The 23,622-nt window shown below is 61.0% G+C and carries 20 protein-coding genes; 9 read left to right on the forward strand and 11 right to left on the reverse strand.

Annotation, left to right across the window (positions count from 1 at the left end; translation table 11 throughout):
* Positions 1-14 precede the first annotated feature (14 nt).
* The 6 genes from HNQ83_RS15945 to HNQ83_RS15970 all read right to left on the reverse strand — a co-directional run bounded on the left by HNQ83_RS15945 (position 15) and on the right by HNQ83_RS15970 (position 7,938).
* Entirely contained in the window at positions 15-1,442 is a 1,428-nt protein-coding gene (locus HNQ83_RS15945; RefSeq protein ID WP_175389849.1) for a di-heme oxidoredictase family protein, read from the reverse strand.
* Between the two features lie 278 nt (positions 1,443-1,720).
* Complete coding sequence (locus HNQ83_RS15950) at positions 1,721-3,076, reverse strand: imelysin family protein (RefSeq protein WP_175389850.1); 1,356 nt, start codon at positions 3,074-3,076, stop codon at positions 1,721-1,723.
* 258 nt (positions 3,077-3,334) lie between these two features.
* Positions 3,335-5,386, reverse strand: coding sequence for a bifunctional diguanylate cyclase/phosphodiesterase (locus HNQ83_RS15955; protein ID WP_175389851.1), 2,052 nt, complete (start codon positions 5,384-5,386; stop codon positions 3,335-3,337).
* Positions 5,387-6,154: 768 nt separating this feature from the next.
* Positions 6,155-6,751, reverse strand: a complete 597-nt coding sequence (locus HNQ83_RS15960; RefSeq protein WP_007986065.1) for a superoxide dismutase — start codon at positions 6,749-6,751, stop codon at positions 6,155-6,157.
* 177 nt (positions 6,752-6,928) lie between these two features.
* The gene (locus HNQ83_RS15965; RefSeq protein WP_175389852.1) at positions 6,929-7,531 is read right to left on the reverse strand and encodes a LysE/ArgO family amino acid transporter; all 603 of its coding nucleotides are present in this window, start codon (positions 7,529-7,531) and stop codon (positions 6,929-6,931) included.
* A 5-nt stretch (positions 7,532-7,536) separates the two neighbouring features.
* Positions 7,537-7,938: an ACT domain-containing protein gene (locus HNQ83_RS15970; protein WP_175389853.1), complete on the reverse strand. Its 402-nt coding sequence runs from the start codon at positions 7,936-7,938 to the stop codon at positions 7,537-7,539.
* Positions 7,939-8,034: 96 nt separating this feature from the next.
* Between HNQ83_RS15970 and HNQ83_RS15975 the strand changes: the two genes are divergently transcribed.
* The 4 genes from HNQ83_RS15975 to HNQ83_RS15990 all read left to right on the forward strand — a co-directional run bounded on the left by HNQ83_RS15975 (position 8,035) and on the right by HNQ83_RS15990 (position 12,097).
* Positions 8,035-8,928: a LysR family transcriptional regulator ArgP gene (locus HNQ83_RS15975; RefSeq protein WP_175389854.1), complete on the forward strand. Its 894-nt coding sequence runs from the start codon at positions 8,035-8,037 to the stop codon at positions 8,926-8,928.
* A gap of 62 nt (positions 8,929-8,990) precedes the next feature.
* On the forward strand, positions 8,991-9,983 hold the full coding sequence (locus HNQ83_RS15980) for an NAD(P)-dependent oxidoreductase (protein WP_175389855.1): 993 nt from the start codon (positions 8,991-8,993) through the stop codon (positions 9,981-9,983).
* Positions 9,984-10,086: 103 nt separating this feature from the next.
* Positions 10,087-10,965, forward strand: a complete 879-nt coding sequence (locus tag HNQ83_RS15985; RefSeq protein ID WP_175389856.1) for an ATPase — start codon at positions 10,087-10,089, stop codon at positions 10,963-10,965.
* 283 nt (positions 10,966-11,248) lie between these two features.
* Positions 11,249-12,097: a cache domain-containing protein gene (locus tag HNQ83_RS15990; RefSeq protein WP_175389857.1), complete on the forward strand. Its 849-nt coding sequence runs from the start codon at positions 11,249-11,251 to the stop codon at positions 12,095-12,097.
* A gap of 107 nt (positions 12,098-12,204) precedes the next feature.
* Here HNQ83_RS15990 and HNQ83_RS15995 read toward each other — a convergent pair whose 3' ends face one another.
* Together HNQ83_RS15995 and pobA are read right to left on the reverse strand one after the other, a co-directional pair.
* A complete protein-coding gene (locus tag HNQ83_RS15995; RefSeq protein WP_175389858.1) occupies positions 12,205-13,722 on the reverse strand; it encodes a DHA2 family efflux MFS transporter permease subunit in 1,518 nt (505 codons plus the stop codon).
* Between the two features lie 79 nt (positions 13,723-13,801).
* On the reverse strand, positions 13,802-14,986 hold the full coding sequence (gene pobA / locus HNQ83_RS16000) for a 4-hydroxybenzoate 3-monooxygenase (RefSeq protein WP_175389878.1): 1,185 nt from the start codon (positions 14,984-14,986) through the stop codon (positions 13,802-13,804).
* Between the two features lie 190 nt (positions 14,987-15,176).
* Here pobA and HNQ83_RS16005 point away from each other — a divergent pair, with 190 nt between their 5' ends.
* The gene (locus tag HNQ83_RS16005; protein ID WP_175389859.1) at positions 15,177-16,073 is read left to right on the forward strand and encodes a helix-turn-helix domain-containing protein; all 897 of its coding nucleotides are present in this window, start codon (positions 15,177-15,179) and stop codon (positions 16,071-16,073) included.
* An 8-nt stretch (positions 16,074-16,081) separates the two neighbouring features.
* On the opposite strand, the gene HNQ83_RS16010 is transcribed toward HNQ83_RS16005, so the two are convergent.
* Together HNQ83_RS16010 and HNQ83_RS16015 are read right to left on the reverse strand one after the other, a co-directional pair.
* Positions 16,082-16,258 (reverse strand): hypothetical protein, encoded by a 177-nt coding sequence (locus HNQ83_RS16010; protein ID WP_175389860.1) that lies wholly within the window; start codon positions 16,256-16,258, stop codon positions 16,082-16,084.
* Positions 16,259-16,479: 221 nt separating this feature from the next.
* The gene (locus HNQ83_RS16015; RefSeq protein WP_218585539.1) at positions 16,480-17,385 is read right to left on the reverse strand and encodes a LysR family transcriptional regulator; all 906 of its coding nucleotides are present in this window, start codon (positions 17,383-17,385) and stop codon (positions 16,480-16,482) included.
* A 241-nt stretch (positions 17,386-17,626) separates the two neighbouring features.
* Here HNQ83_RS16015 and HNQ83_RS16020 point away from each other — a divergent pair, with 241 nt between their 5' ends.
* Both HNQ83_RS16020 and HNQ83_RS16025 read left to right on the forward strand, forming a co-directional pair.
* The gene (locus HNQ83_RS16020) at positions 17,627-18,493 is read left to right on the forward strand and encodes an MBL fold metallo-hydrolase (RefSeq protein WP_175389861.1); all 867 of its coding nucleotides are present in this window, start codon (positions 17,627-17,629) and stop codon (positions 18,491-18,493) included.
* Positions 18,494-18,696: 203 nt separating this feature from the next.
* Complete coding sequence (locus HNQ83_RS16025) at positions 18,697-19,311, forward strand: NAD(P)-dependent oxidoreductase (RefSeq protein ID WP_175389862.1); 615 nt, start codon at positions 18,697-18,699, stop codon at positions 19,309-19,311.
* Positions 19,312-19,438: 127 nt separating this feature from the next.
* Here HNQ83_RS16025 and HNQ83_RS16030 read toward each other — a convergent pair whose 3' ends face one another.
* Complete coding sequence (locus tag HNQ83_RS16030; protein ID WP_175389863.1) at positions 19,439-20,320, reverse strand: LysR substrate-binding domain-containing protein; 882 nt, start codon at positions 20,318-20,320, stop codon at positions 19,439-19,441.
* A 159-nt stretch (positions 20,321-20,479) separates the two neighbouring features.
* Between HNQ83_RS16030 and HNQ83_RS16035 the strand changes: the two genes are divergently transcribed.
* Complete coding sequence (locus HNQ83_RS16035) at positions 20,480-22,117, forward strand: 5-guanidino-2-oxopentanoate decarboxylase (RefSeq protein WP_175389864.1); 1,638 nt, start codon at positions 20,480-20,482, stop codon at positions 22,115-22,117.
* Positions 22,114-23,562 carry an aldehyde dehydrogenase family protein gene (locus tag HNQ83_RS16040; protein WP_175389865.1) on the forward strand — a complete coding sequence of 483 codons (1,449 nt, stop codon included), beginning with the start codon at positions 22,114-22,116 and terminating at the stop codon, positions 23,560-23,562. Before HNQ83_RS16035 ends, HNQ83_RS16040 begins: the two co-directional genes overlap by 4 nt.
* Positions 23,563-23,622: the final 60 nt, after the last annotated feature.

A 23,622-nucleotide genomic window follows, 5' to 3' on the forward strand; every position in this document is an offset into this window, starting at 1 on the left:
GAGTGGAATACGTATTAAAGGGAATTCAAAAACGCCAGCAATGCGGCGCGCTGCTCGGCATTGAAAGACAAAACCTGCTGCTGTGCCGCTTTCGCCTCGCCGCCATGCCAGAGCACGGCTTCGAGCAGGTTGCGGGCACGGCCGTCATGCAAAAACTGGGTGTGGCCACTGACCGCTTCGGTCAAACCGATGCCCCACAACGGCGGCGTGCGCCAGTCGCGGCCGCCGGCCTGGAATTCTCTGCGGTTGTCGGCCAGACCGTCGCCCATGTCGTGCAGTAGCAGATCGCTGTACGGGCGAATCTCTTGATTGGCCAGTTCAGGCTCGGCGGCGTTGGCGGCGGTGGTGTATTTCGGTGTGTGACAAGATTGGCATCCGGCCTGGTAAAACAGGTTCTTGCCAGTCAGCACGTCAGGCGCGCCGACATCGCGGCGTGCCGGGACGGCGAGGTTGCGGGTATAGAACAGCACCAGGCGCAGGATGTTGTCGCTGACTTCCGGCTCGCCATCGGGGCCGTTGCCATTCGGTGCCTGCTTGCAGGCGGTTTGCGTGTCAGTGCAGTCATCAAAGGGTCTCAGGCTGGTCGTGAGGCCCATGTCACCCGAGAACGCGTGAACATTTTGTTGATTGAGGTTCGGTTGCCCGGCTTTCCAGCCAAATCGGCCGAGGACGGTTTTCTGTTGGGTGTCATCCCAGACCCGGTTCGGACGTCCGGCAATGCCGTTTTTCGCTTTAGCCTGCGCCTCGGCATTCGCCAGGATGGCCTCTTCAGGGATGGCTTCCAGCAGGCCCAGACCGATCATCGGCGGTGCAACGCGGGCCGAGAAACGGGTATCGGGGTGCATCGGTCCATAGCCCAGCTGTGTGATGTTCAAGGTCGGCTTGCGCAGTTCGACTTCCGTACCGTCCTTGAAGCGAACCGTCACCGGCGTGTAGTCGACCCGCACCTTGCCTTCCGGGACGACGCCGGGCACGGCCATGTCCTGGAATTGCCCGCCGTAGACCGGCTCCGGCACGACGCCCTGCTGTTCGATGATCCTGGCGTAGATCGGGGCATCGGGAATCGACAGGCGGACCAGCATCGACACGGCATTCTGCGCATCGGGCGCAGGCGGGTGACCACGGCCGTCCTTGATGTGGCAGCCCTGACAGGCGTTGGTGTTGAACAACGGGCCGAGGCCGTCACGGGCGGTGGTGGTCGACGGGGCGATCACCCAGGGATTGCGGAAGAAACTGTTGCCGACACTGAAGTCCACGCGACGCGATGGCGGCAGGTTGGCCGATGGCAACGAGAACGCGTTCTGATCGGTCTTGCGCACGGTCGTACTGCCCCCGGAGCGGGCTTCACCGGGTTCTGCCTTGGTAAAACGCGGGGCGTCATCGCAGGCACTCAGGCCCAGGGCCAGAAACAGTGCGGACAAGCGAACCAGCAGCGGGGGCATCAGACATCCTGCAAGACGAGCAAAACAAGGGCGCAAAGTCTAACAGGGCAGGGGATTTTGAATAAGAGGAATTATCGTTTACTTGATGTGGGGCACACTCCATGAACACGCCACAAACCCCTGTGGGAGCGAGCCTGCTCGCGAATGCGGTATTTAGCCGCACTGAAGATGTTGTCTGTAATGGCCTCTTCGCGAGCAGGCTCGCTCCCACAATGGACCGCGTCCAGCCCCATAAAAAAGGCGACCCGAAGGTCGCCTCTCTATTCAGCCAGCGTTGATCAGAACTCGTGATCAGCGTTGTCCGGGTTCAGGTCGGCGATGCCCAGTTTGCCGGCAGCAGCCTCGATCGAACCGGTCTGCTTGACCAGGGATGCGATGGCGTCACGCACGATCTGGTTGCCCGCGGTGTTGCCGGCAGCGATCAGCTGGTCGTAGTGCTCACCCTTGTTGGCGTGATCGACGATGACCTGCATCTTGGCTTCGGTCGCGGCCAGGTCGGCTTTGAGCGCGGTGTCGGCAGCCGGATCGATCTTGGCCACCAGGGACGACAGGCTGGCGCCGGTCATTTTGGTGCCGTCGACGCGGGTGTATTCGCCCAGGTACACGTTACGAACGCCTTTGGCATCGTAGAACTGCGAGTTGTGGGTGTTGTCGCTGAAGCAGTCGTGTTCGTCTTCCGGGGAGTTGGCTTCCAGGGAAACCTTCATGCGCTCGCCCGCCAGTTCGCCCAGGGACAGGCTGCCCATGCCGAACAGCATTTTGCGCAGGCCGCTTTCAGCCGGTTCGGCTTCCAGAGTGGCGCGGTAGTTGTCGGCCACGTTCGGCTTCCAGTTACCGACCATTTCCTCCAGGTCGTTGACCAGCAGCTGGGTCACGGCTTTCAGGTAAGCACGGCGACGATCGTTGTGGCCGCCGGTGGCGCCTTTGCCTTCCAGGTAGTCGGAAGCCGGGCGGTTGCCGGCGCCAGGGCCGGTGCCGTTCAGATCCTGGCCCCAGAGCAGGAATTCGATGGCGTGGTAGCCAGTGGCGACGTTGGCCTCGGAACCGCCCAGCTCGTTCAGGCTGGCGAGTTTTTCCGGGGTGATGTCTTTCACGTCGACCTTGTCTTCGCCGACCTGAATTTGTGTATTGGCGATGATGTTGGCGGTGGCGCCCGGGTTACCCAGCGCGTGCTCGTAGGATTTGTCGACGTAGTCGATCAGGCCTTCGTCCAGGGGCCAGGCATTCACCTGACCTTCCCAGTCGTCGATGATGGTGTTGCCGAAGCGGAACACTTCGCTCTGCAGGTAAGGAACGCGGGCAGCGATCCAGGCAGCCTTGGCGGCTTTCAGGGTGTCGGCGTTCGGCTTGGCAAGGAAGGCGTCAACGGCGGTTTGCAGGGTCTTCGCAGTGGATTCGGCATCGCTGTAGACAGCGAAAACGATGTCGGCGTAGTGCGCGACAACGGCTTTGGCGGCAGCTTCATCGACCTTGCCGGCAGCGGCAGGTGCGGCGGCTGGGGTAGCCGGGGCAGCAGCAGTGCTGGCAGCTGGCGCAGGCGCGGCAGCTTTTTCTTTGTCTTTACCTTCGCCACAGCCGGCGAGGGAAATAGCGATGGCCAACAGACTGGCGGTAGCCAGAGGCATACGAATCATGGCGAACATCCTGCTTCGAGAGGGGGTGGTATGGCGCGACCGGCGCGCAAAACTGCCACATAATGCAAATCTTTCGCATTATGTGTAAAGGGTACTTGGAAATATTTCTTATTAACGACGGTGGCGCTTTCATTCTGCGGGAGCGAACCTGCTCGCGATGGAAGTGAACGATGACGCGGGCTATCTGGAAAAATGCGTCGCTTTCAAATTCATCGCGAGCAGGCTCGCTCCCACAAAGTGAAAGGAGTCGGCAGTCTTTTACAAAATAGCCGCGTTACTGCGCTGGGCTTGTTTCAGGTAGGCGCCTAATTCCCTGGCCGGCAGCGGTTTGCTGTAGTGATAACCCTGACCTTCATGGCAGCCTTCGGAGATGATGTAAGCCTCCTGTTCCGCGGTTTCCACGCCCTCGGCGATCACCTGCATGCCCAGGCTCTTGCCCAGCTGGATAATGGCGCGAACGATGGTCGCATCGTCGTCGTCATTGAGCAGGTCCTGTACGAAGCTCTTGTCGATCTTGATCTTGTCCAGCGGCAGGCTTTTCAGGTAGCTCAAGGATGAATAACCGGTACCGAAGTCGTCGATCGCGATGAGCGCGCCAGAGCGACGCAGGCTGAGCAGGTGTTGTGCGGCGGTGCTGATGTCTTCCATCAGGCCGGTCTCGGTGACTTCCAGCTCCAGGCTGCGTGGCGGCAGGCGATACATCTGCAGCAGGTTGTTGACCACCCTTGGCAATTCGGCGTGGTGCAGTTGCACGGTGGACAGGTTCACCGCCATGCGCAAATCGCTGAAGCCCTGGTCATGCCAGTCGCGCAATTGCTTGCAGGCCTGATCCAGTACCCACTCGCCAATGGCAATGATGGTGCCGTTCTGCTCGGCCAGCGGGATGAACAGGTCCGGCGGAACCAGCCCGTGTTCCGGGTGCTGCCAGCGAATCAACGCCTCGACGCCGACCACCCGATGGTCGCGGTAGCTGATCTGCGGCTGGTAGACGAGGTAGAACTGCTCGCGGGCCAGGGCATCGCGCAGGTCTTTTTCCAGCTCGCGGCGGCGACGCATCTCGGTGTCGACGCTGGCAATGTAGAACTGATAGCGGTTGCGCGAGCGAGTCTTGGCCAGGGTCATGGTCTGCTCGGCTTTTTGCAGCAGCTTCTCGGTGCTGTCGCCGTCTTCGGGGAACAGGGTGATGCCAATGGTGGCGCGCAGGCGGATTTCCTGATGATCGAGGGCAAACGCCGCTTCCAGGTCATCGAGAATGCTTTGGGCCAGTTCGGCGGCTTCGTAGGGTTGTTCGATATCGGCCTGCACCAGGGCGAATTGGTCGCCGCCGAGACGGGCGAGGGCGCCCAGGCGTCCGCTGTGTGCTCGCAGGCGGTCAGCGAGGGCCAGCAGCAACTGATCGCCCGTCTGGTAGCTGAACTGTTCGTTGATGCCCTTGAAGTCATCGAGACCGACACACAACACCGCCACCCGTCGTTGCAGCCTGCCGGCGTCGACCAGGATCTTGTCCAGCTGCGTTTGCAATTGCTGGCGATTCGGCAGGCCGGTGAGGAAGTCGTACTGGGCCATGCGCAACAGGCTGTTTTCCGCTTCGTGGCGCAGATGAGTGTTGCGCTCGATGGACTCCAGCAATTGGTTGGCGGTGTTGATCCAGATCCCCAGCTCGTTTTTCTCGTGGCCCTTGAGCAGCGGAATCTTGTGCTCGCTGGGACGATCCGGGTTGATTTCGGTCAGGTGCTCGATGATCCGCGACAGCGGTTTGGTCAGTAGCCAGTGGTAGACCAGATACAGCACCAGCCCCATTGCCAGGGCGCGCAGCACGCCGGATATGAAGATGATCACCGAACTGACGATAAAACCTTGCCCGTAGGTCGCCGTGTCGAGGGTGATGCTCAAGTCACCGTAATATTCGCTGTAAGGGCCACGGCCCACCAATTGGGTGGTGAACGTGCGCTCCTTGCCCAGAATCAGGTCGGTCAGCCAGCGACTGTTGGAGTGCTGCAGGTCGCGGGATTTTTGCGCGAGCATGGCTTCGTTGGGGTGGCCAATGGATGCCTGACGCACGGCGTCGTCCTGGAACAGGCCTTCGATCACCTGCATGCCCATTTCCCGGTCCAGGCTATAGACGGCCTGGGTCGAAGGGTCGCGGAACATGTCGAGGATGCGTTCGGCATCGCCGGCGACGGCCTGGCGTGTTTTATAGGCATCGAAAACGATCTGCGCGCAGCTCAAGACCACGCCGACGATCAATGCCGACAGGAGCACGACCCGAAGCAACTTCACCGACAAGCTGTTCTTGAGTTCCAGCTTCAAAGGGTTATTCCTTGTTCCGTGCGGGTAGCATCAAGTTGCCATGAGTATTGGCAATCCCGTGATGGCAGTCAAAGGGACAATCATCCATGGGGAATTTTGCCTGCAGCTTGGCCGATATGCTGTTGTCCGAGTAATTGTCCGATTAGTACTGTGTCGGTAGTCGAGTCCTTCAACTTGAGGGGGAGGTGGAGATATTTTCCGTTTGATTGATGTTAGACGGCTGTGGCGGCGGGGCAAGGGTTGAAGGCTGGTTTCATCGTGGGAAATTGGCGTGTTTGCGGATTTGCGCGGTCTTCCTGTGGGAGCGGGTTTGGTCCGGGTGGCGTTCCGGCGAAGGCGGCCTGACAGCCGACCTGTCTTTTGTTGACCGGGGACATATCCATTGCTGCGGTAACGGCCACTGGCGGTTTCGCCCTTACGGCGAGTCACTTTTAACAAACGCCTTAAAAGTAACCAAAAGCGCTCGCCCCAGCGTCCGGCCCCTCGCTGAGGCTCGGGGTTCCTTCGTTCCGAAGGGGCGGGTGGATCAAAAGCAGCCGAGGCGAGCTGACACTCGACCTGTTTGGCGGGTGTACGCAGTCCCCTGTGGAAGCGGGCTTGCCCGCGATGGCGGCCTGACAGCCGACCAACACCTTCCAGATAAACTCGGTCCAACTGTGGGAGCGAGCCTGCTCGCGAAGGCGGCGGGACCATCACCGCCGTTCTGTTTGCTTCTTCCGTCCATAAAAAAACCCGGCTAAAAGCCGGGTTTTTTGACTGGCGTCGAGCTTAAGCGGTGAAGGTTTTGCCTTCGAACTGCTCAGCCACGAATTTCCAGTTGACCAGGTTCCAGAACGCTTCTACGTACTTCGGACGCAGGTTGCGGTAGTCGATGTAGTAAGCGTGTTCCCAAACGTCGCAGGTCAGCAGCGGGGTGTCGCCGTTGGTCAGCGGGTTGCCGGCGCCGATGGTGCTGGCCAGGGCCAGGGAACCGTCAGCCTTTTTCACCAGCCAGCCCCAGCCGGAACCGAAGGTGCCGATGGACGTCTTGCTGAACTCTTCCTTGAACTTGTCGAACGAACCGAAAGCAGCGTTGATGGCTTCAGCCAGTGCGCCGGTAGGTTGACCGCCAGCGTTTGGCGCCAGGCAGTTCCAGTAGAAAGTGTGGTTCCAGACCTGAGCGGCGTTGTTGAAGATACCGCCCGAGGAAGTCTTGACGATTTCTTCCAGGGTCTTGCCTTCGAACTCGGTGCCTGGCACCAGGTTGTTCAGGTTCACGACGTAGGTGTTGTGGTGCTTGTCGTGGTGGTATTCCAGAGTTTCCTTGGAAATGTGCGGCTGCAGTGCATCGTGTGCGTAAGGCAGTGGCGGCAATTCGAAAGCCATGGTGGATCTCCTAATCAGGTCAGGTGCGGTGAGCGCAAGGCCGATCACGGGCGGCCAGACAAGCGCCGGTGAGTTTTGTACTCTTTGCGGCGCAGGTCTCGGATCATAGCACCGGGGGTGCGGCATAACCACGCAACAACTGTGTGGAATAGAGGTTCCAGAGCAGTTTGGAATAAATCATCCCGCCATGATCAGCTGCAACGCTACCGCGAACATCATCACCGCCACCAACAGATCAAGAATTCGCCAGGTGCCAGGCCGGGCCAGCCACGGAGCGAGCCACGCGGCGCCGAACGCCAGGGTGAAAAACCACAATAAGGAGGCACTGGCCGCGCCGACCACGTAAGCGCCGGGCTCGGTTTGTTGGGCGCCCAAAGAACCGATCAGTAAAACGGTGTCCAGGTACACATGCGGGTTAAGCAGGGTCACGGCCAAGGCGCTGAGCATGACGGCCCGCAGTGAGCGTACGGTCTGGTTCTCGCCCTGTTGCAGGCTCTGCTTCGAAAAGGCCCGGCGCAGCGCCTGGCTGCCATACCAGATCAGAAAGACAGCCCCCCCCCAACGGGCCACCGCCAGCAGGGTCGGATTCTGCGCCAGCACCGTCGCCAAACCGAACACCCCGGCGGCTACCAGCAGCGCATCACAGGCCACGCACAGTGCCGCTACCGGCAAATGATGTTCACGTCGCAGACTCTGGGCCAGCACGAAGGCATTCTGGGTGCCGATCGCCATGATCAATCCGAAGGCCACCAACAGGCCGTTTGTATAGCTTTGCCACATGTTCATTACTCCCCGTTGGCTGCCAGATCACGCAGCACTTGCATGGCGCGGTCGGCGTCGGCCTGGCCGACGAACAAGTGGTCGTGGTAATAGCCGGCGATCACGTTGCAGCTGATGCCGGCCTTGCCCAGTGCCGTGGCGAATGCGGCTGTCAGGCCGACGGCTTCGAGGGCCGAGTGCACGTTCAAGGTGATCCAGGCCGCGACGTAGTCGAAACTGAAACCTGCACGTTCGGCCTGGGAGCGCTCGAGAATGACCGTCAGGCCTTCCTGTTCGCGAAAGCTGCCGATGATTTCCAATCCCGCAGGCAACTGCCCGTCGCGCAAGGTGCAGAACACGTATTCGCCGGCGTTGAGTTGCGGGCTCATGCTGCGCAGCAGCGTTGCCAATGAAGTTTCGCCAGCCATGTCGGTGTTTCCTGTTCAAAAGTTCTTGCTGGCCATTTTCCGGCAGGACGCTGTATAAGAAAAACCAATAGTGCTGATCGCTCATTAGGAAAACTGATGTTCGACTATAAATTGCTTTCTGCCCTGGCCGCGGTGGTCGAGCAGGCAGGGTTCGAACGGGCTGCGCAGGTGCTGGGTTTGTCGCAATCGGCGATTTCCCAGCGTATTAAATTGCTCGAAGCACGGGTGGGCCAACCGGTGCTGGTTCGGGGTACGCCGCCGTCCCCGACCGAGATCGGCCGGCGTCTGCTCAACCATGTGCAGCAGGTGCGTCTGCTTGAGCGTGATTTACAAAGCCTGGTGCCGGCGCTGGACGAAGAAGGGCTGCCGGAGCGCCTGCGTATTGCGCTGAACGCGGACAGTCTGGCGACATGGTGGGCACAGGCCGTGGGGGACTTTTGCGCGGACCAGCATCTGCTGCTGGATCTGATCGTGGAAGACCAGACCGTTGGCCTCAAACGTATGCGCGCAGGGGAAGTGGCGGCTTGCCTGTGTGCCAGCGAACGACCAGTGGCCGGCGCGCGCAGCGTGTTGCTCGGGGCCATGCGTTACCGCGCCTTGGCCAGCCCGGCCTTCATCGCCCGGCATTTTCCCCAGGGTGTGCGCGCTGACCAGTTGGCTCGCACCCCGGCACTGGTATTCGGCCCGGATGACTTCCTGCAGCATCGCTACCTCGCGTCGCTCGGTGTCGATGGCGGATTCGAGCACCATTTGTGCCCATCGTCCGAAGGCTTTATTCGCCTCGCTGAAGCCGGGCTTGGCTGGGGGTTGGTGCCGGAACTGCAGGTTCGCGAACAACTGGAACGCGGCACTTTGCTGGAGCTTTTGCCAGATAAGCCGATCGACGTGCCGCTGTACTGGCATCATTGGCGCAATGGCGGCCAGTTGCTGGGTCTGCTGACGGATCAATTGGTGCGCGTGTCGAAGCAATGGCTGGTGCCGTTGGATTGACGGGCAGCGTCAAGACCTCACGCAATACGCAAAACCGCAAAACGAAATATTCGGAGCACTACATGAAGATTCTGGTCACCGGAGCGAGCGGCTTCATCGGCGGGCGCTTTGCGCGTTTCGCCCTGGAGCAGGGCCTGGACGTGCGGGTCAACGGTCGCCGGGCCGAGGGTGTGGAACATCTGGTGCGACGTGGCGCCGAATTCGTCCAGGGCGACTTGAGCGATCCGGAACTCGCCCGCGACCTGTGCTCCGACGTCGAGGCAGTGGTGCATTGCGCCGGTGCCGTCGGTCTGTGGGGGCGCTATCAGGACTTTCATCAAGGCAATGTCCAGGTCACCGAAAACGTGGTGGAAGCCTGCCTGAAGCAGCGGGTTCGACGCCTGGTGCATTTGTCCTCGCCGTCGATCTACTTCGATGGCCGCGACCACTTGGGCTTGACTGAAGAACAGGTACCCAAGCGCTTCAAGCATCCCTACGCCGCGACCAAATACCTGGCCGAGCAAAAGGTTTTCGGCGCCCAGGAGTTCGGTCTGGAGACGATCGCGCTGCGTCCGCGTTTCGTGACGGGGGCCGGTGACATGAGCATTTTCCCGCGCCTGCTGAATATGCAACGCAAGGGACGCCTGGCAATCATCGGCAATGGTTTGAACAAGGCCGATTTCACCAGCGTGCAGAACCTCAACGAGGCGTTGCTCAGCAGTTTGCTGGCCAGTGGTTCGGCGTTGGGCAAGGTCTACAACATCAGCAACGGAACGCCGATTCCCTTGTGGGACGTGGTCAATTACGTCATGCGCAAAATGGAAGTCCCACAGGTAACGCGCTACCGTTCCTACGGTTTGGCTTACAGCGTCGCCGCGCTCAACGAAGGCGTGTGCAAGTTGTGGCCGGGTCGCCCCGAACCGACCCTGTCGCGACTGGGCATGCAGGTCATGAACAAAAATTTCACCCTGGACATCAGCCGCGCCCGGCACTATCTGGATTACGACCCGAAGGTCAGTCTATGGACCGCCCTCGATGAGTTCTGCAGTTGGTGGAAGGCCCAGGATATTCGCTGAACGGGTCCACACTGAACCGAGTCCGGGGTTGAGGGTCAATCGCTGCGGCAGTGGGGGTTATACTCGCCGCATCAAGCCATCACCGTTTCACAAAGGTTGACTCATGCGTAACGATGCCAACGACGACTTCGAAGTACCGAGCCTGCGTGCCGACAGCCTCGACGACGATGATTTTGTACCCACCGCGCGGACCTCGGTGCATTCGCGCACTGCGCCCGTGGTCAAGGTCAAGAGTGCGAGCACCGGGCCATTGTGGGCGCTGGTGGGCGCATTGTTCTTTGCATTCGCGGGCCTGGCCTGGTGGAGCTTCCAGCAGATTTCGCTGATGGAGCAGCAACTGGTGGCCACCCAGGAAAGTTTCGCGCGCATCAGTGAGGAAGCGGCGGGGCGCCTTCAGGACATTTCCGGCAAGGTGGTTGCCAGCCAGACCAACGTGACCAGCGACAGCGAAGCCTTGAAGCTGCAAATCAGGCAGTTGGAAAGCAAGCTGCAGGACCAGAGTAAACAGCAGCAAGGCGTCGCCGGTCAGGCCTCGGAGCTGGACAAGCGCCTGGCGCAGATGACCGCGCAAACCGCTGAGCTGGACAAGCGCCTGGCTCAGGTCACCACTCAGAGTACCGCGCAAGGCACCGAGCAACAGACCGCCACCACGCAATTGCAGGCCCAGGTCAAAGTCCTGATCGGCGACGTGGCCGCGCTGAAAGCTGCGCCGGCGGACACTGAAAAATTCGACGCCCAGCTGAAAAGCCTCGGTGCCGACATCACCGCACTGAAGAAACAAGGCAACCCGAGCGCCGCTATCGATCGTCTGGAGCAGGAGATCGTCATCCTGAAAAGCGAGCAGGATAATCGTCCGACCTCAGCTCAAGGCTCGACCAATACGGCGGAATTCGACGCTTTCCGTAGCCAGGTGACTCGCAATATCAACACGCTTCAGGCGCAGATCCAGAACCTGCAACAGCAATTGCGCGCAAGGCAATAAACACGCTCAAAGTTTGTGGCGGGCCTTGTGTGGCGAGGGGATTTAGCGAAACGTCGCACCGCCCCGTTGGGCCGCGAAGCGGCCCCAAAACCTGTGACTGAGGTGTATCAGGTACACCGCGTGAAATTGTTTTGCGACTGCTGCGCAGCCGAACGGGGATGAATCCCCTCGCCACAGGATTGTTGCTCGCTTGACGATCGCCATCAGCCACACCACAAAAGCCCTACCCTCATCCCCACTCCGTCTACGCTCTTGAAACACCAACAAGAGCGGGGGATGCGCAATGGGGTTTCTGCATAAGTTGGCCTTGCTGGGCGGCATGCTTGTGTTGTGCCTGGGTCAGGTTCAGGCCGCCGGGACGGAAAAGGCTGACAGTCAGGCGGCCATCGCCCTGCTGGAAAAAGCCCTGGCCTACTATCACGACAACGGCGACAAGGCCTTCGCCGCGTTCAGCCGTCAGGGCGAATTCGTCGACAAGGACCGTTATGTCTTTGTCGTCGACACCAAGGGCGTGATGCTGGCCAGCGGCGGGCCGTCTGCGGCTTTGATTGGCCGGGATGTGTCGGAGGTGCTGGGCCCGGACCTGCAGAAAACCTTCAAGGATGCCCTGAAAGTACCGGAGGGCAATGGCATTCAGCAGGCGGAGTACCGCTGGCAGAACTGGGCCGATGGCAAGGTCGAACGCAAGCATGTGTATTACCAGCGCGTAGGCCAGCGGATCCTTGCGGTCGGCTACTACCTGCCACGGGCGTCGGCGGAGCAGGCCATGGCCTTGCTCAATAAAGCGGCCACCGACCTGGCAAGGGACGAGAAAGGCACCCTGACGGCGATCAACTCCCTCAAGGGCGGTTATCTGCAGGACGACCTGTATGTGTTTGTCGTCGATCTGGAGACTCAGCGATATGTTGCCCACGGCACCAACCTGCGCTTGATCAATACCGATTTCGGCAAGATCAAGGACCCGGAGGGTAAACCGGTGGGCGAGCCGATCCTGGCGTTGATGAGCAAGCAGGATTATGGCGAGTACGGGTATCGCTGGAAGAATCCGGTGACCGGGAAGGTCGAGGACAAGCATGCCTACCTGAAGAAGGTCGGGCATTTGCTGGTGGCGGTGGGGTATTACAGCCCTTGATGTTGAGGTGTTTGGACTGACGCCTTCGCGAGCAGGCTCGGTCCCATAAGGACCGCGCAAGTCCGATGGGAGCGAGCCTGCTCGCGAACGGTGGCGACACGGTCTGACTACCGAACCTTGTCTTCCCGCCCGCGCAACAACCTGTTCGGCATGGCAATCGCCGCCATCAGCCCCAGCAACGATACCGCCGCGCTGACCATCAACAGATGCCGGAAGGTCAGCAGCAGTTCGGCGCGCAAGGCGTTCTGGGCATCCCCCGGTGCAGCGTTCAGGCCGTCCAGCAGGACATTCCCGGAGTGCCCCTCGTTGACCAGCGAAGCGCTGGCCAAATGCGCGAAGCTCGAATCCTGCAACAATGCCAGCAGCAGCGCCGACATCAATGCCACGCCCACCGCACCGCCCAGCGAACGGAACAGGTTGGTGGTGCTGGTGGCGACGCCGATGTCCCGCTGTTCCACGGCGTTCTGCGTGCCCACCAATGAGGTCGGGAACTGCATGCCCGAGGCAATCCCGCTGAGCAACATGAACAGACTGCTCAAGATAAAGGCCTGGGGCGGGCTGAATGCCATGCCGAGGATCGAGATCGGCATCAGGAGTGCGCCGGCGAGAATCTGCGGCTTGTAGCGACCGGTCACCGAGGTGCGGCGTCCGGCGAAATACGCACCGATTGGCAAACCCATCGCCAGCGGCAACAGGTGCAGCGCCGCGCTGTCGGCCCCGGCACCGGTGACGCTCTGAAAGCGCAACGGCATGAGCACGATCAACGAAATGGCCTGGAAGCTGGTAAAGAAAATCGTGCACCAGCACAGCAGGGCGCTGCGGTTGGCGAACAGGTGCATCGGCAGCAACGGCTCTCGCGCCCGACGCTCATGCCAGACGAATACCGCCAGCACCAGCACGGCACACGCGAACAGTCCCAGCACTTCAGTGCTGCGCCACGAATGCCCCTGGCCGACCTGGGTGATGCCGAGCAGCAGAGCCGTCAGGCCGATAATCATCAGCAGTGTGCCGAGGTAATCGATGATCGGTTTGCGCTGCGGAATCGGCAGCCCCACGAGGTTACGCCGGGCCACCCACCAGGCGCCGAGCCCCAGCGGCAGGTTGATCAGGAACACCCAGCGCCACGACAGGTATTCGGTCATGTACCCGCCGAGTACCGGGCCGGCCACGCTGGCCACGGCGTACATGCTGCTGAAGTAACCCTGATAGCGACCACGCTCACGGGGCGGCACGATGTCGCCAATGATCGCCTGGCTGACCGAAATCATCCCGCCCGCGCCGATGCCCTGGAGAATCCGCGCCAGCACCAGTTGCTCCATGCTCTGGGCCATGCCGCAGAACAGCGACGCCAGGGTAAACAGGCCCATGCCGAACAGCATCAACTTGCGTCGCCCGTACAGATCACCGAGTTTGCCGTAGATCGGCACCGCGACCGTCATCGCCACCATGTAGCCGGAAATCACCCAGGCCAGCAGGCTGACATCCTTGAATTGCGCGGAAATGGCCGGCATCGACACGGCGACGATGGTCTGGTCCAGCGCGCCGAGAAAAATCGCCATCATCAGGGCGACCAGTACGCTGCGAATGGCCGGTTTTGGCGTTTCGGGGTGATTGAGATTGGTCACGGGAGAACCTGCGGGCAGTGAGGGTCCCGCAAGGGGCAAAGGCGAGCGGGGATGCTCGCCAGTGTAAGTCGGTAGGAAGCTATTCGATAGCCTCATACGGAAGTCCGACGTAATTTTCTGCAATGGTTTTTCGACCGGCCTCGGAGTCGACGAAATAGTCCAGCTCCGACTCGGCGATGCGCTGGCTGAAGGCATCGTGATCCTCGAAACGGTGCAGCATCGACGTCATCCACCAGGAGAACCGCTCGGCTTTCCACACCCGGCGCAGGCAGATATCGGAGTATTTTTCGAGCAAGTCGAGACGACCTTCGCGATAAACCTTCAGCAGGATGTTGAACAGCGTACTGACGTCGCTGGCTGCCAGGTTCAAGCCCTTGGCGCCAGTGGGCGGGACAATGTGCGCGGCGTCGCCGACCAGGAACATACGTCCGTACTGCATGGGCTCGACCACGAAGCTGCGCAGCGGCGCGATGCTCTTTTCGATGGACGGTCCGGTCACCAGGTTTTCAGCCAGGGCAGCTGGCAAGCGGGTCTTGAGTTCGTCCCAGAAACGTTGATCGGACCAGTCCTCGACCTTTTCATCGGCCGGTACTTGCAGGTAGTAACGGGTGCGCGTCGCCGAGCGCATGCTGCACAAGGCGAAACCGCGTTCGTGGCGGGCGTAGACCAGCTCGTCGTGGACCGGCGGGGTGTCGGCCAGTATGCCCAGCCAGCCAAACGGATAGACCCGCTCGAACACCTTCAGGCACTCGGAAGGGATCGACTGTCGTGCAATGCCATGTAAACCGTCGCACCCGGCGATGTAGTCGCAATCGAGGCGATACGGCTCGCCGTCCTTCTCGAAGGTGACGAAGGTTTCTTCGGTTTTCATGCCATGAAGGGCAACGTTGCTGGCCTGGTAAATCGTCTGCGCGCCGGCCTCCCGACGAGCGGCCATGAGGTCGCGGGTGACTTCGGTCTGGCCGTAGATCATCACCGTTTTGCCGCCGGTGAGGGTTTGCAGATCGATGTGCACCCGGCGCCCGTCAAGGGCCAGTTCGAAGCCGCCATGGACCAGTCCTTCGGCGTCCATCCGTTGGCCCACCCCAGCCTGGCGCAACAGCTCTACCATGCCTTGTTCAAGGACCCCGGCACGGATGCGGCCGAGGACATAATCCGGTGTCTGGCGTTCGAGAATCAGGGTGTCGATGCCGGCGTTGTGCAGCAATTGACCGAGTAAAAGACCGGAGGGACCGGCACCGATAATGGCGACTTGGGTTTTCAGCATTTTCATTGTTCTTATGACTCGCAAGCTTCACGCGACTGAGGTCGGTGAGTGATTTTTATGGATCGAGTGCTTGCATTTTTCCCTCGCGGGTCTGTCAATTGAAGGTGAAAACTGAGCCGATACCTGTACATTTTGCCAATCGGTGCGATTATCGCCCGTCATCTATTCCGAGGCCTGGATTGAAGTGATGAACAAGCCTGACCTGCCTTCGATTCCAGTGTTCAAGCTCTACGGTGAAAGCCTGGATTGGCCAACCCCGGACTTGCTGCACTGTGAAACCATCTCCAAACGCAGCCGCGAACATCAATGGGAAATCAAACCCCACCGCCACGCCGATTTATGCCAGTTGCTCTTCGTTTTCAAAGGTCAGGCCGAGCTTGAAATCGAAGGCAAACGTACGCAACTGAACGAACCGGCGATTCTGGTCATGCCACCCCTGTCGGTGCATGGTTACCGTTTTTCCGAAGACGTCGAAGGATTCGTCGTGACCCTGGCTGCGCCACTGGTCGCCCACCTTCAAGCACAACTGGGTAACTCGGTGAATGCCCTGGCCCAGGCCGAAAGTTACCCGGCCGGCAAGGACAGCGAGTACCTCAACAGCCTGTTTTCTGCCCTGCAAACCGAATACACGGGTCACCAACCAGCGCGGGAAATGCTCATGCATTCGCTCGTCAGCGTGATCATGGTGTGGGTCAGCCGCCAGGTGATCCAGCGACACTCGGCCACACAACGACCGCAACGTGCCCGGGAATACCTCAACGGTTTCATTCAACTGGTGGAAGAGACCTATCGCCAGCACGTCAAGGTCGAAGACCTGGCCCATCGATTGGGCATTTCCGTATCCCACCTCAATGGCACCTGCCGCGAACTGGCAGGGCAACCGGCGTTGCAGATCATGCACGAACGGCAGTTGCTGGAGGCCAAGCGCTTGCTGACCTACACCAGCATGACCATTTATGAAATGTCGGACGTGTTGGGATTCTCTGACCCGACCAACTTCACGCGCCTGTTCCGGCGCCGGGTAGGGATTTCGCCCAAGGCCTTTCGCGACCGCTTGAAGGCCGATCAGGACAACCGGTCCTGACGCCTTCGTCAACGCAGGGCGTTGAGGGTTGCGTTGTGGGGAATGCAGCGCTCGAAATTGCAGCTGGCGTATTCACGGGGCAGGTTGCGCAACTGCTCCACGCGCCAGGCGGCTGCGCCATAGAGCCCGAGCGTGAACGCGCAGGTGAGGAAAATGGCGAGGTACCTTTTTGTTCTGGTGTTCATGGCATGGACCTCTGAACGAATACCCTTGGGTATTACCTTGAGCATAGGTCAGCGCCGGTGAGTTGCCAGCAAACCGGGCCGTGCATCTGCCATGACATTCAGAACACTGATGTTTCCCAATGTGGGAGTGAGCCTGCTCGCGAAAGCGGTGGATCAGGCAACATCATCGTTGAATGTAGCGGCCCCTTCGCGAGCAGGCTCGCTCCCACAGGGAATTGCGGTTACAGGCCAATATCCCACGCGGGCTCTTCGGGAAACCTCACCACCAGAAAATCCAGCAGGCTGCGCAACGCCGCCGGCATGTGTTTGCGCGAGGCGTAGACCGCGTACACGTTCATCTGCCGCGGTTCGGCCTGGGGCAGCAGGCGAACCAGTTCGCCGCTGTGGATGTGCACACCGGCCTGATAGGTGGGCAGCATGGCCACCCCGGCGCCGGCCATCGCCGCGCGCAACAGCGTGCTGGCTTCGTTGGCGCTGATGTTGCCTTGCACCGGCACCGACACCTGTTCGCCATCCTGTTCGAAATGCCAGAGGCTTTTGCCGAAGTAGGAGTGGGTCAGGCAGTTGTGCTGGCTCAGGTCTTCGACCCGCTTCGGTACTGGATGCTCGCGCAGGTAGGCGGGGGAAGCGCAAATCACCGAACGACAGACGGTCAGTCGCCGGGCGATCAGGTTCGGGTCCAGGTCGTTGCTGGTGCGGATGGCCAGGTCGATGCGTTCATCCACCAGGTTCACCGTGCGGTCGAGCATCTGCATATCGATGCTGACGCCGGGGTAGCGCTTGACGTACGCCGCCATGGCATCAGCCAGTTGTGCCTGGCCGAACGAAGTGCTGACGCTGATACGCAGCAGACCGCGCGGCGCTTCGTCCGGCTCGCTGACGGCGGCTTGCAGGTCGTTGCACAGTTCCAGCATCTGCCGACAACGGGGCAGGGTTTCGCTGCCGGCGGCAGTCAGGCTCAACTTGCGGGTGGTGCGGTGCATCAGGCGCGCGCCGACCCAGTCTTCCAGTTCCGCCAGATACCGCGAAACCACCGGCCGTGACAGCTCCAGATGATCGGCGGCGGCCGACTGGCTGCCGAGGTCGACCACCGTGACGAATACCCGCATTGCTTGTAGACGATCCATGATTTGCCCGATTTCAGAAACAAACTATGTCTCAGCATCGCATTTTTTGTACTGAACCAGGCAACTAAGCTCTGTGCCCATGCCTGCTCGGCCTTCTGTTCTTCTGTGGGAGCGAGCCTGCTCGCGAAGGTCTTCAACGATAACGCGTACAGACAGGGTTGAACGCGTTGCCCTTGCGACCATCGCGAGCAGGTTCGCTCCCACAGGGGGCGGGCTTTCCATTCAGAAAACGGTGTGAATAATGATCAAGCGTATTTTCCTGGCTGCCTCCCTCGCTTTTGCCGCACAGGCCAACGCATCGACGCTGACGCTGGACGTCTACAACCCCGGCGACAAGGCGATTTTCCCGGTGACCTCGGTGCTGGTCAGCGGTGAGAAAGACGCGATCCTGGTGGATGCGCAATTCGGCAAATCCCAAGCCGAACAGGTGGTGGAAAAAATCCGCGCCAGTGGCAAGCAACTGACCACCATCTACATCAGCCACGGTGACCCGGATTACTACTTCGGCCTCGACACCCTGACCGCCGCATTCCCCAAGGCCAAGGTGCTCGCCTCGCAGCCGACCGTTGATCACATCAAGCAAACCGTCGACGGTAAGCGGGCGTTCTGGGGGCCGAAGCTGGGGGCTGACGCGCCGGCCAAAACCATCGTGCCGGACGTGCTCAAGGGCGACAGCCTGATCCTTGAAGGGCAGAAATTGCAGGTGGTCGGCCTGCAAGGCAAACAACCGGATCGCAGTTTCGTCTGGATTCCGTCGATCAAGGCCGTGGTTGGTGGGGTGGTCGTGGCGGAAAACATCCATGTGTGGATGGCCGACACCCAGACTCCGCAGTCCCATGCCGATTGGCTGGCTACGCTGCATGCCATCGAAACCCTGAAACCGGACACCATCGTCCCGGGTCACTACCTCGGCGAGAGTGCTCGATCCCTGGCCGCCGTGCAGTTCACCTCGGATTACATCAAGGCCTTCGACGAAGAAACTGCCAAGGCCAAGGATTCCGCCGGATTGATCGCCGCGATGAAAAAACGTTACCCGACACTGGGCGAGGAAAGCTCGCTGGAGCTGAGCGCCAAGATCGCCAAGGGCGAGATGAAGTGGGGTGAATGAATTTATCCGTGGCGAGGGGATTCATCTGTGGCGAGGGGATTTATCCCCGCTCGGCTGCGAAGCAGTCGTCAAATCATTGCATGCGGTTTGACGTTGAAATGCTGGGGCTGCTTCGCAGCCCAACGGGGATAAATCCCCTCGCCACAAAAGCTCTTTCGCCTTCGAGATTTGCAATGACTGACCCAATCCAACTGGAGAACGCTATGAGCAAAATCGCAATCATCGGTGCCACCGGTCGTGCCGGTAGCCAACTGCTGGAAGAAGCCCTGCGTCGCGGTCACAGCGTCACCGCCATTGCTCGTGACACCTCAAGGATCGGCGCGCGAGACGGTGTGGTGAGCAAGGCTGTCGATGCGCTGGATGCCGCCGCGTTGCAAGCGGCAATTGCCGGCCATGACGTGGTGATCAGCGCGGCGCATTTCGCGACGCTGCCTGCCAGTGCCGTCATCGGGCCGGTGAAGCAGGCCGGGGTCAAACGCCTGCTGGTGGTGGGCGGTGCCGGTTCTCTGTTGTTGCCGGACGGTACCCGGGTGATCGATAGCGCAGGCTTCCCGGCGGAGTACAAGGCAGAGGCGGGCGCGGGTGCCGAGTTCCTGGAGAATCTGCGTCAGGAAAAGTCGTTGGACTGGACCTTCCTGTCGCCGTCGGCGGAGTTTGTCGAAGGCGAGCGTACGGGGACTTTTCGGGTCGGCAAGGATGATTTGCTGGTGAGCAGCGCGGGGCGTAGCTGGATCACGTTCGCCGATTATGCGATTGCGATGCTCGACGAAGTGGAGGCTCCGAAGCATTCGCGGCAGCGGTTTACCGTCGGGTATTGAACAAGCAGATCCCCTGTGGGAGCGAGCCTGCTCGCGAAGACGGACTTACATTCAACAGCGATGTCGACTGTCAGGCCGCTTTCGCGAGCAGGCTCGCTCCCACAGGTTAAGCATCAAGCGTGCGGGCTCAGCGCGATTGCGCCTGCTCCACCAACCACCCCATCAACTCGCGCAACTTCGGCGAAGGCGCGGGTTTCTCCGGGAAAACCAGGTAATACGCCAGCCCCGTTTTCACCTTCAATTCGAAGGGCATGACCAGCCGCCCGGCACTCAGGTCATCGCCAATCAACGACCAGTCGCCAATCGCCACCCCGGTGCCCTGGGACGCCATCGACATCGCCAGATCCAGGGTTTCGAAATGCTGCCCCTTGGCGACATTGCTCAAATGCAAATCCGCGGCTTTCAACCAGGCCTTCCAGTCCCGTTCATCGCGGGTCGGGTGCAGCAGCAAATGTTGTTGCAGGTCCGCAGGCGTCTGCAAGGCCATGGGGCCTTCCAGCATGGGGCGCGAACAGACCGGCGTCAGTTGCTCGTCGAACAGGTGCCAGGAGGCCAGCGCACTGTCCGGCGGCGCCCCATACATCACCGCCGCGTCGAATTGCTCGAGATGAAAATCCACGCCGTGCTTGACCGTGGTAGTCAGCTCCACCGGAACGTCTGGCCGCTCTCTTTGCCATTGCAGCAGCCGTGGCAACAGCCAGCGCATGACGCAGGTCGGTGCCTTGAGTTGCAGGGTTTCGCGCTTCTCGCCGATCTGCTCCACCGCCTCGTCGATCAGGCCGAAAATCTGCTGGACCCGTGGCAGCCACTCCCGGCCCTCGGCGGTCAGGTCCAGGCCCCGGGCCTGGCGGATGAACAATTCATAACCCAGATGATCTTCCAGACCGGCGATCTGTCGGCTCACCGCGCCCTGGGTGATGTGCAGCTGCTCGGCGGCCCGGGTGAAGTTGCAGCACTGCGCGGTGATCAGAAAAGTGTGCAGCGCCGGCAGGGGAGGCAGTCGTTTCATTGGGATCCAAGGTATGACGTGAGGACATGGCTAGTATGACTTTTTATCCATTGTTGCGGCTACGTGTCGCCCGTTCCAATGAGGCCATCCCTGGACCTGCGAATCCATCATAAACACAGCGCAGGCCCGGCGTCTCAAACGAACAAGAAGGGCAATGACATGGCGACGTGTGGCGAAGTATTGGTCAAGTTACTCGAAGGTTACGGAGTCGAGCAGGTATTCGGCATTCCGGGTGTTCATACCGTGGAGCTGTATCGCGGGCTGGCCCGTTCGAGCATCAACCACGTCACCCCGCGCCACGAGCAGGGCGCCGGCTTCATGGCCGACGGTTACGCCCGCACGAGCGGCAAGCCGGGTGTGTGCTTCATCATCACCGGCCCTGGCATGACCAACATCACCACCGCGATGGGCCAGGCCTACGCCGATTCGATCCCGATGCTGGTGATCTCCAGCGTGCAGACCCGCAACCAGCTGGGTGGCGGTCGCGGCAAGCTGCATGAGCTGCCAAACCAGAGCGCGCTGGTCGGCGGCGTGGCGGCGTTTTCCCACACCCTGATGTCGGCGTCCGAACTGCCGGGCGTGCTGGCCCGCGCCTTTGCGCTGTTCCAGGCCGGTCGTCCGCGTCCGGTGCACATCGAAATTCCGTTGGACGTATTGGTTGAAGAAGCCGATGAGCTGCTCGCCAGCGTCCCGGTCAACATCGACCGCGCCGGTGCCGCACCGACCGCCGTGAGCCGCATGACCGAACTGCTGGCCGGCGCCAAGCGTCCATTGATCCTGGCCGGTGGCGGCGCCATCGATGCCGCCGCCGAGCTGACCGAACTGGCCGAACTGCTCGACGCCCCAGTCGCGCTGACCATCAATGCCAAAGGCATGCTCGAATCCGCTCACCCGCTGCTGATCGGTTCGACCCAGAGCCTGGTCGCGACCCGTGCGCTGGTCGCCGAAGCCGACGTGGTATTGGCCATCGGCACTGAACTGGCCGAGACCGACTATGACGTCACCTTCAAAGGTGGTTTCGAGATTCCTGGCAAGCTGCTGCGTGTCGACATCGACCCGGACCAGACCGTGCGCAACTACCCGCCGCACGTCGCCCTGGTGGCTGACTCGCGCAACGCCGCCCAGGCCTTGCTCAGTGCGTTGTCGCACAAATCCCTGGCCGAACGCCGCAACGATTGGGGCCAGGTACGTGCCGCTCGCCTGCGCGAAGAACTGGCCGCCACTTGGGACGTTCCGACCCTGGCCCAGACACGCTTCCTGGAAACCGTGTTGCACGAACTGCCGGACGCCGCCTTCGTCGGTGATTCGACCCAACCGGTGTACACCGGCAACCTGACGTTCAACCCGGAGCGTCCGCGTCGCTGGTTCAACTCGTCCACCGGCTACGGCACTCTCGGTTATGCCTTGCCGGCGGCGATTGGCGCCTGGCTCGGCGGCAGTGTCGAAGGCGGTGCACGTCCGCCCGTGGTGTGCCTGATCGGCGACGGTGGCCTGCAGTTCACCCTGCCGGAATTGGCCAGCGCCGTTGAAGCGCAGACCCCGGTCATCGTGCTGCTGTGGAATAACCAGGGCTACGAAGAGATCAAGAAATACATGGTCAACCGCGCCATCGAGCCGGTCGGCGTCGACATTTACACCCCGGACTTCATCGGTGTCGCCAAGGCCCTGGGCTGCGCCGCCGAAGCGGTCAGCGATGTCGAGCAACTGCGCAGCGCACTGCGTGTCGCGACTGATCGCCAGGGCCCGACCCTGATCGAAATCGACCAGACCCTGTGGACCCAGGCGGTGTCGAAATGACGTTTCCAACAACCCTCGACGGTCTGTTCATCGACGGTAAATGGTCGGCTGGCAACGAACATCTGCGCGTGATCAACCCTGCGACCGAAGCGCTCCTGACCACCGTCGTGGGCGGTGATGAGCAAGCGGTCGATCAGGCCGTCGGCGCGGCGACCCGAGCGTTCGTCGATTGGTCGAAAACCACGGGTGCCGAGCGCGGCGCGATCCTGCGCAAGATCGCCGCAGGCGTGCAGGCCGGCCGTGAGCAGTTGATGCACTTGCAATCGAGCAACAACGGCAAGCCACAGTTCGAAGCGGCCATCGACGTCGATGACGTGATCGCCACCTTCGAATACTACGCGGGCCTGGCGGAAGGCCTGGACGCGAAACAGGACAGTGCCGTTGAGTTGCCGAGCGACGACTTCAGCGCTCGTCTGCGTCGCGAGCCGTGCGGCGTGGTTGGCCTGATCGTGCCGTGGAATTTCCCGATGGTCACCACCGCGTGGAAACTCGCCCCGGCCCTGGCCGCCGGTTGCTGCGTCGTGCTCAAACCTTCGGAAGTGACGCCACTGCCGGAACTGGAACTGGCGGCGATCATTGCTGACGCCGGTCTGCCTGCCGGTGTGTTCAACGTGGTGTGCGGCACCGGCCTGGCTGTTGGCGCACCACTGTCGGCGGACCCGCGCATCGCCAAGATTTCCTTCACAGGCAGCAATGCGGTGGGCGTGCAGGTCATGCAACGCGCAGCGGAAACCGTCAAAGGCGTCAGCCTGGAACTGGGTGGCAAATCATCGCTGCTGGTATTGGCCGATGCCGATATCGAGCTGGCGGTGGAAGTGGCTTGCGGTGGTGGTTTCTTCAACGCCGGGCAAATGTGTTCCGCCACCAGCCGCGTGCTGGTCGCCGATGAACTGGCCGATGAATTCCTGTCCCGTTTGAAGGTTCGCGCCGAAGCGATTCGCGTGGCCGACCCGTTCGACCCGAACGTGGAGATGGGCGCGCTGGTCAATCAGGCGCAATACCAGCGTGTGCTCGGCCACATCGATCGGGGTTTGAGCGCAGGCGCCAGGTTGGTTTGCGGCGGAAATCGTCCGGCGGATCTGCCGCGCGGATATTTTTTGCAGCCGACCATTTTCACCGACGTGCCCCTCGACAGTGCGCTGTGGTGCGAAGAGATTTTCGGCCCGGTGATCTGCGTGCGCCGATTTGCCTCGGAAGCCGAAGCCATTGCCCTGGCCAACGACAGTCAATTCGGTCTGGTCGCCAGCGTCGTCACGCGCAATGCCGAAACGGCGGATCGCGTCGCCAACGCCTTGCAGGCGGGGCTTGTGTGGATCAATGCGCCGCAGGTGATCTTCCCGCAGACCGCCTGGGGTGGCTACAAACAGAGCAGCATCGGCCGCGAATTGGGGCCGTGGGGCTTGCAGGCTTTCCAGGAAATCAAACACGTGATTCGCGCCGTCTGACGGCACGAAAAAGGTGAGCGCATGCCTCGTGTTGAGGCATGCGTTGATGTCATGGCTCCA

Origin of the sequence: Pseudomonas sp. C2B4 (genome assembly GCF_013359695.1) — a bacterium.
In the GTDB taxonomy this organism is placed as follows: Bacteria; Pseudomonadota; Gammaproteobacteria; order Pseudomonadales; family Pseudomonadaceae; genus Aquipseudomonas.

Bases quoted from the DNA above. Each gene is read 5' to 3' on its own strand.
- HNQ83_RS16010 (WP_175389860.1), bottom strand. From the start codon at position 16,258: ATGAACACCAGAACAAAAAGGTACCTCGCCATTTTCCTCACCTGCGCG.
- HNQ83_RS15975 (WP_175389854.1), top strand. From the start codon at position 8,035: ATGTTCGACTATAAATTGCTTTCTGCCCTGGCCGCGGTGGTCGAGCAG.
- HNQ83_RS16015 (WP_218585539.1), bottom strand. From the start codon at position 17,385: ATGGATCGTCTACAAGCAATGCGGGTATTCGTCACGGTGGTCGACCTC.
- HNQ83_RS15980 (WP_175389855.1), top strand. From the start codon at position 8,991: ATGAAGATTCTGGTCACCGGAGCGAGCGGCTTCATCGGCGGGCGCTTT.
- HNQ83_RS16035 (WP_175389864.1), top strand. From the start codon at position 20,480: ATGGCGACGTGTGGCGAAGTATTGGTCAAGTTACTCGAAGGTTACGGA.
- HNQ83_RS15985 (WP_175389856.1), top strand. From the start codon at position 10,087: ATGCGTAACGATGCCAACGACGACTTCGAAGTACCGAGCCTGCGTGCC.
- HNQ83_RS15965 (WP_175389852.1), bottom strand. From the start codon at position 7,531: ATGTGGCAAAGCTATACAAACGGCCTGTTGGTGGCCTTCGGATTGATC.
- HNQ83_RS16020 (WP_175389861.1), top strand. From the start codon at position 17,627: ATGATCAAGCGTATTTTCCTGGCTGCCTCCCTCGCTTTTGCCGCACAG.
- HNQ83_RS15960 (WP_007986065.1), bottom strand. From the start codon at position 6,751: ATGGCTTTCGAATTGCCGCCACTGCCTTACGCACACGATGCACTGCAG.
- HNQ83_RS15990 (WP_175389857.1), top strand. From the start codon at position 11,249: ATGGGGTTTCTGCATAAGTTGGCCTTGCTGGGCGGCATGCTTGTGTTG.
- HNQ83_RS16030 (WP_175389863.1), bottom strand. From the start codon at position 20,320: ATGAAACGACTGCCTCCCCTGCCGGCGCTGCACACTTTTCTGATCACC.
- HNQ83_RS15950 (WP_175389850.1), bottom strand. From the start codon at position 3,076: ATGATTCGTATGCCTCTGGCTACCGCCAGTCTGTTGGCCATCGCTATT.
- HNQ83_RS15945 (WP_175389849.1), bottom strand. From the start codon at position 1,442: ATGCCCCCGCTGCTGGTTCGCTTGTCCGCACTGTTTCTGGCCCTGGGC.
- HNQ83_RS16005 (WP_175389859.1), top strand. From the start codon at position 15,177: ATGAACAAGCCTGACCTGCCTTCGATTCCAGTGTTCAAGCTCTACGGT.
- HNQ83_RS16025 (WP_175389862.1), top strand. From the start codon at position 18,697: ATGAGCAAAATCGCAATCATCGGTGCCACCGGTCGTGCCGGTAGCCAA.
- HNQ83_RS15970 (WP_175389853.1), bottom strand. From the start codon at position 7,938: ATGGCTGGCGAAACTTCATTGGCAACGCTGCTGCGCAGCATGAGCCCG.
- HNQ83_RS16040 (WP_175389865.1), top strand. From the start codon at position 22,114: ATGACGTTTCCAACAACCCTCGACGGTCTGTTCATCGACGGTAAATGG.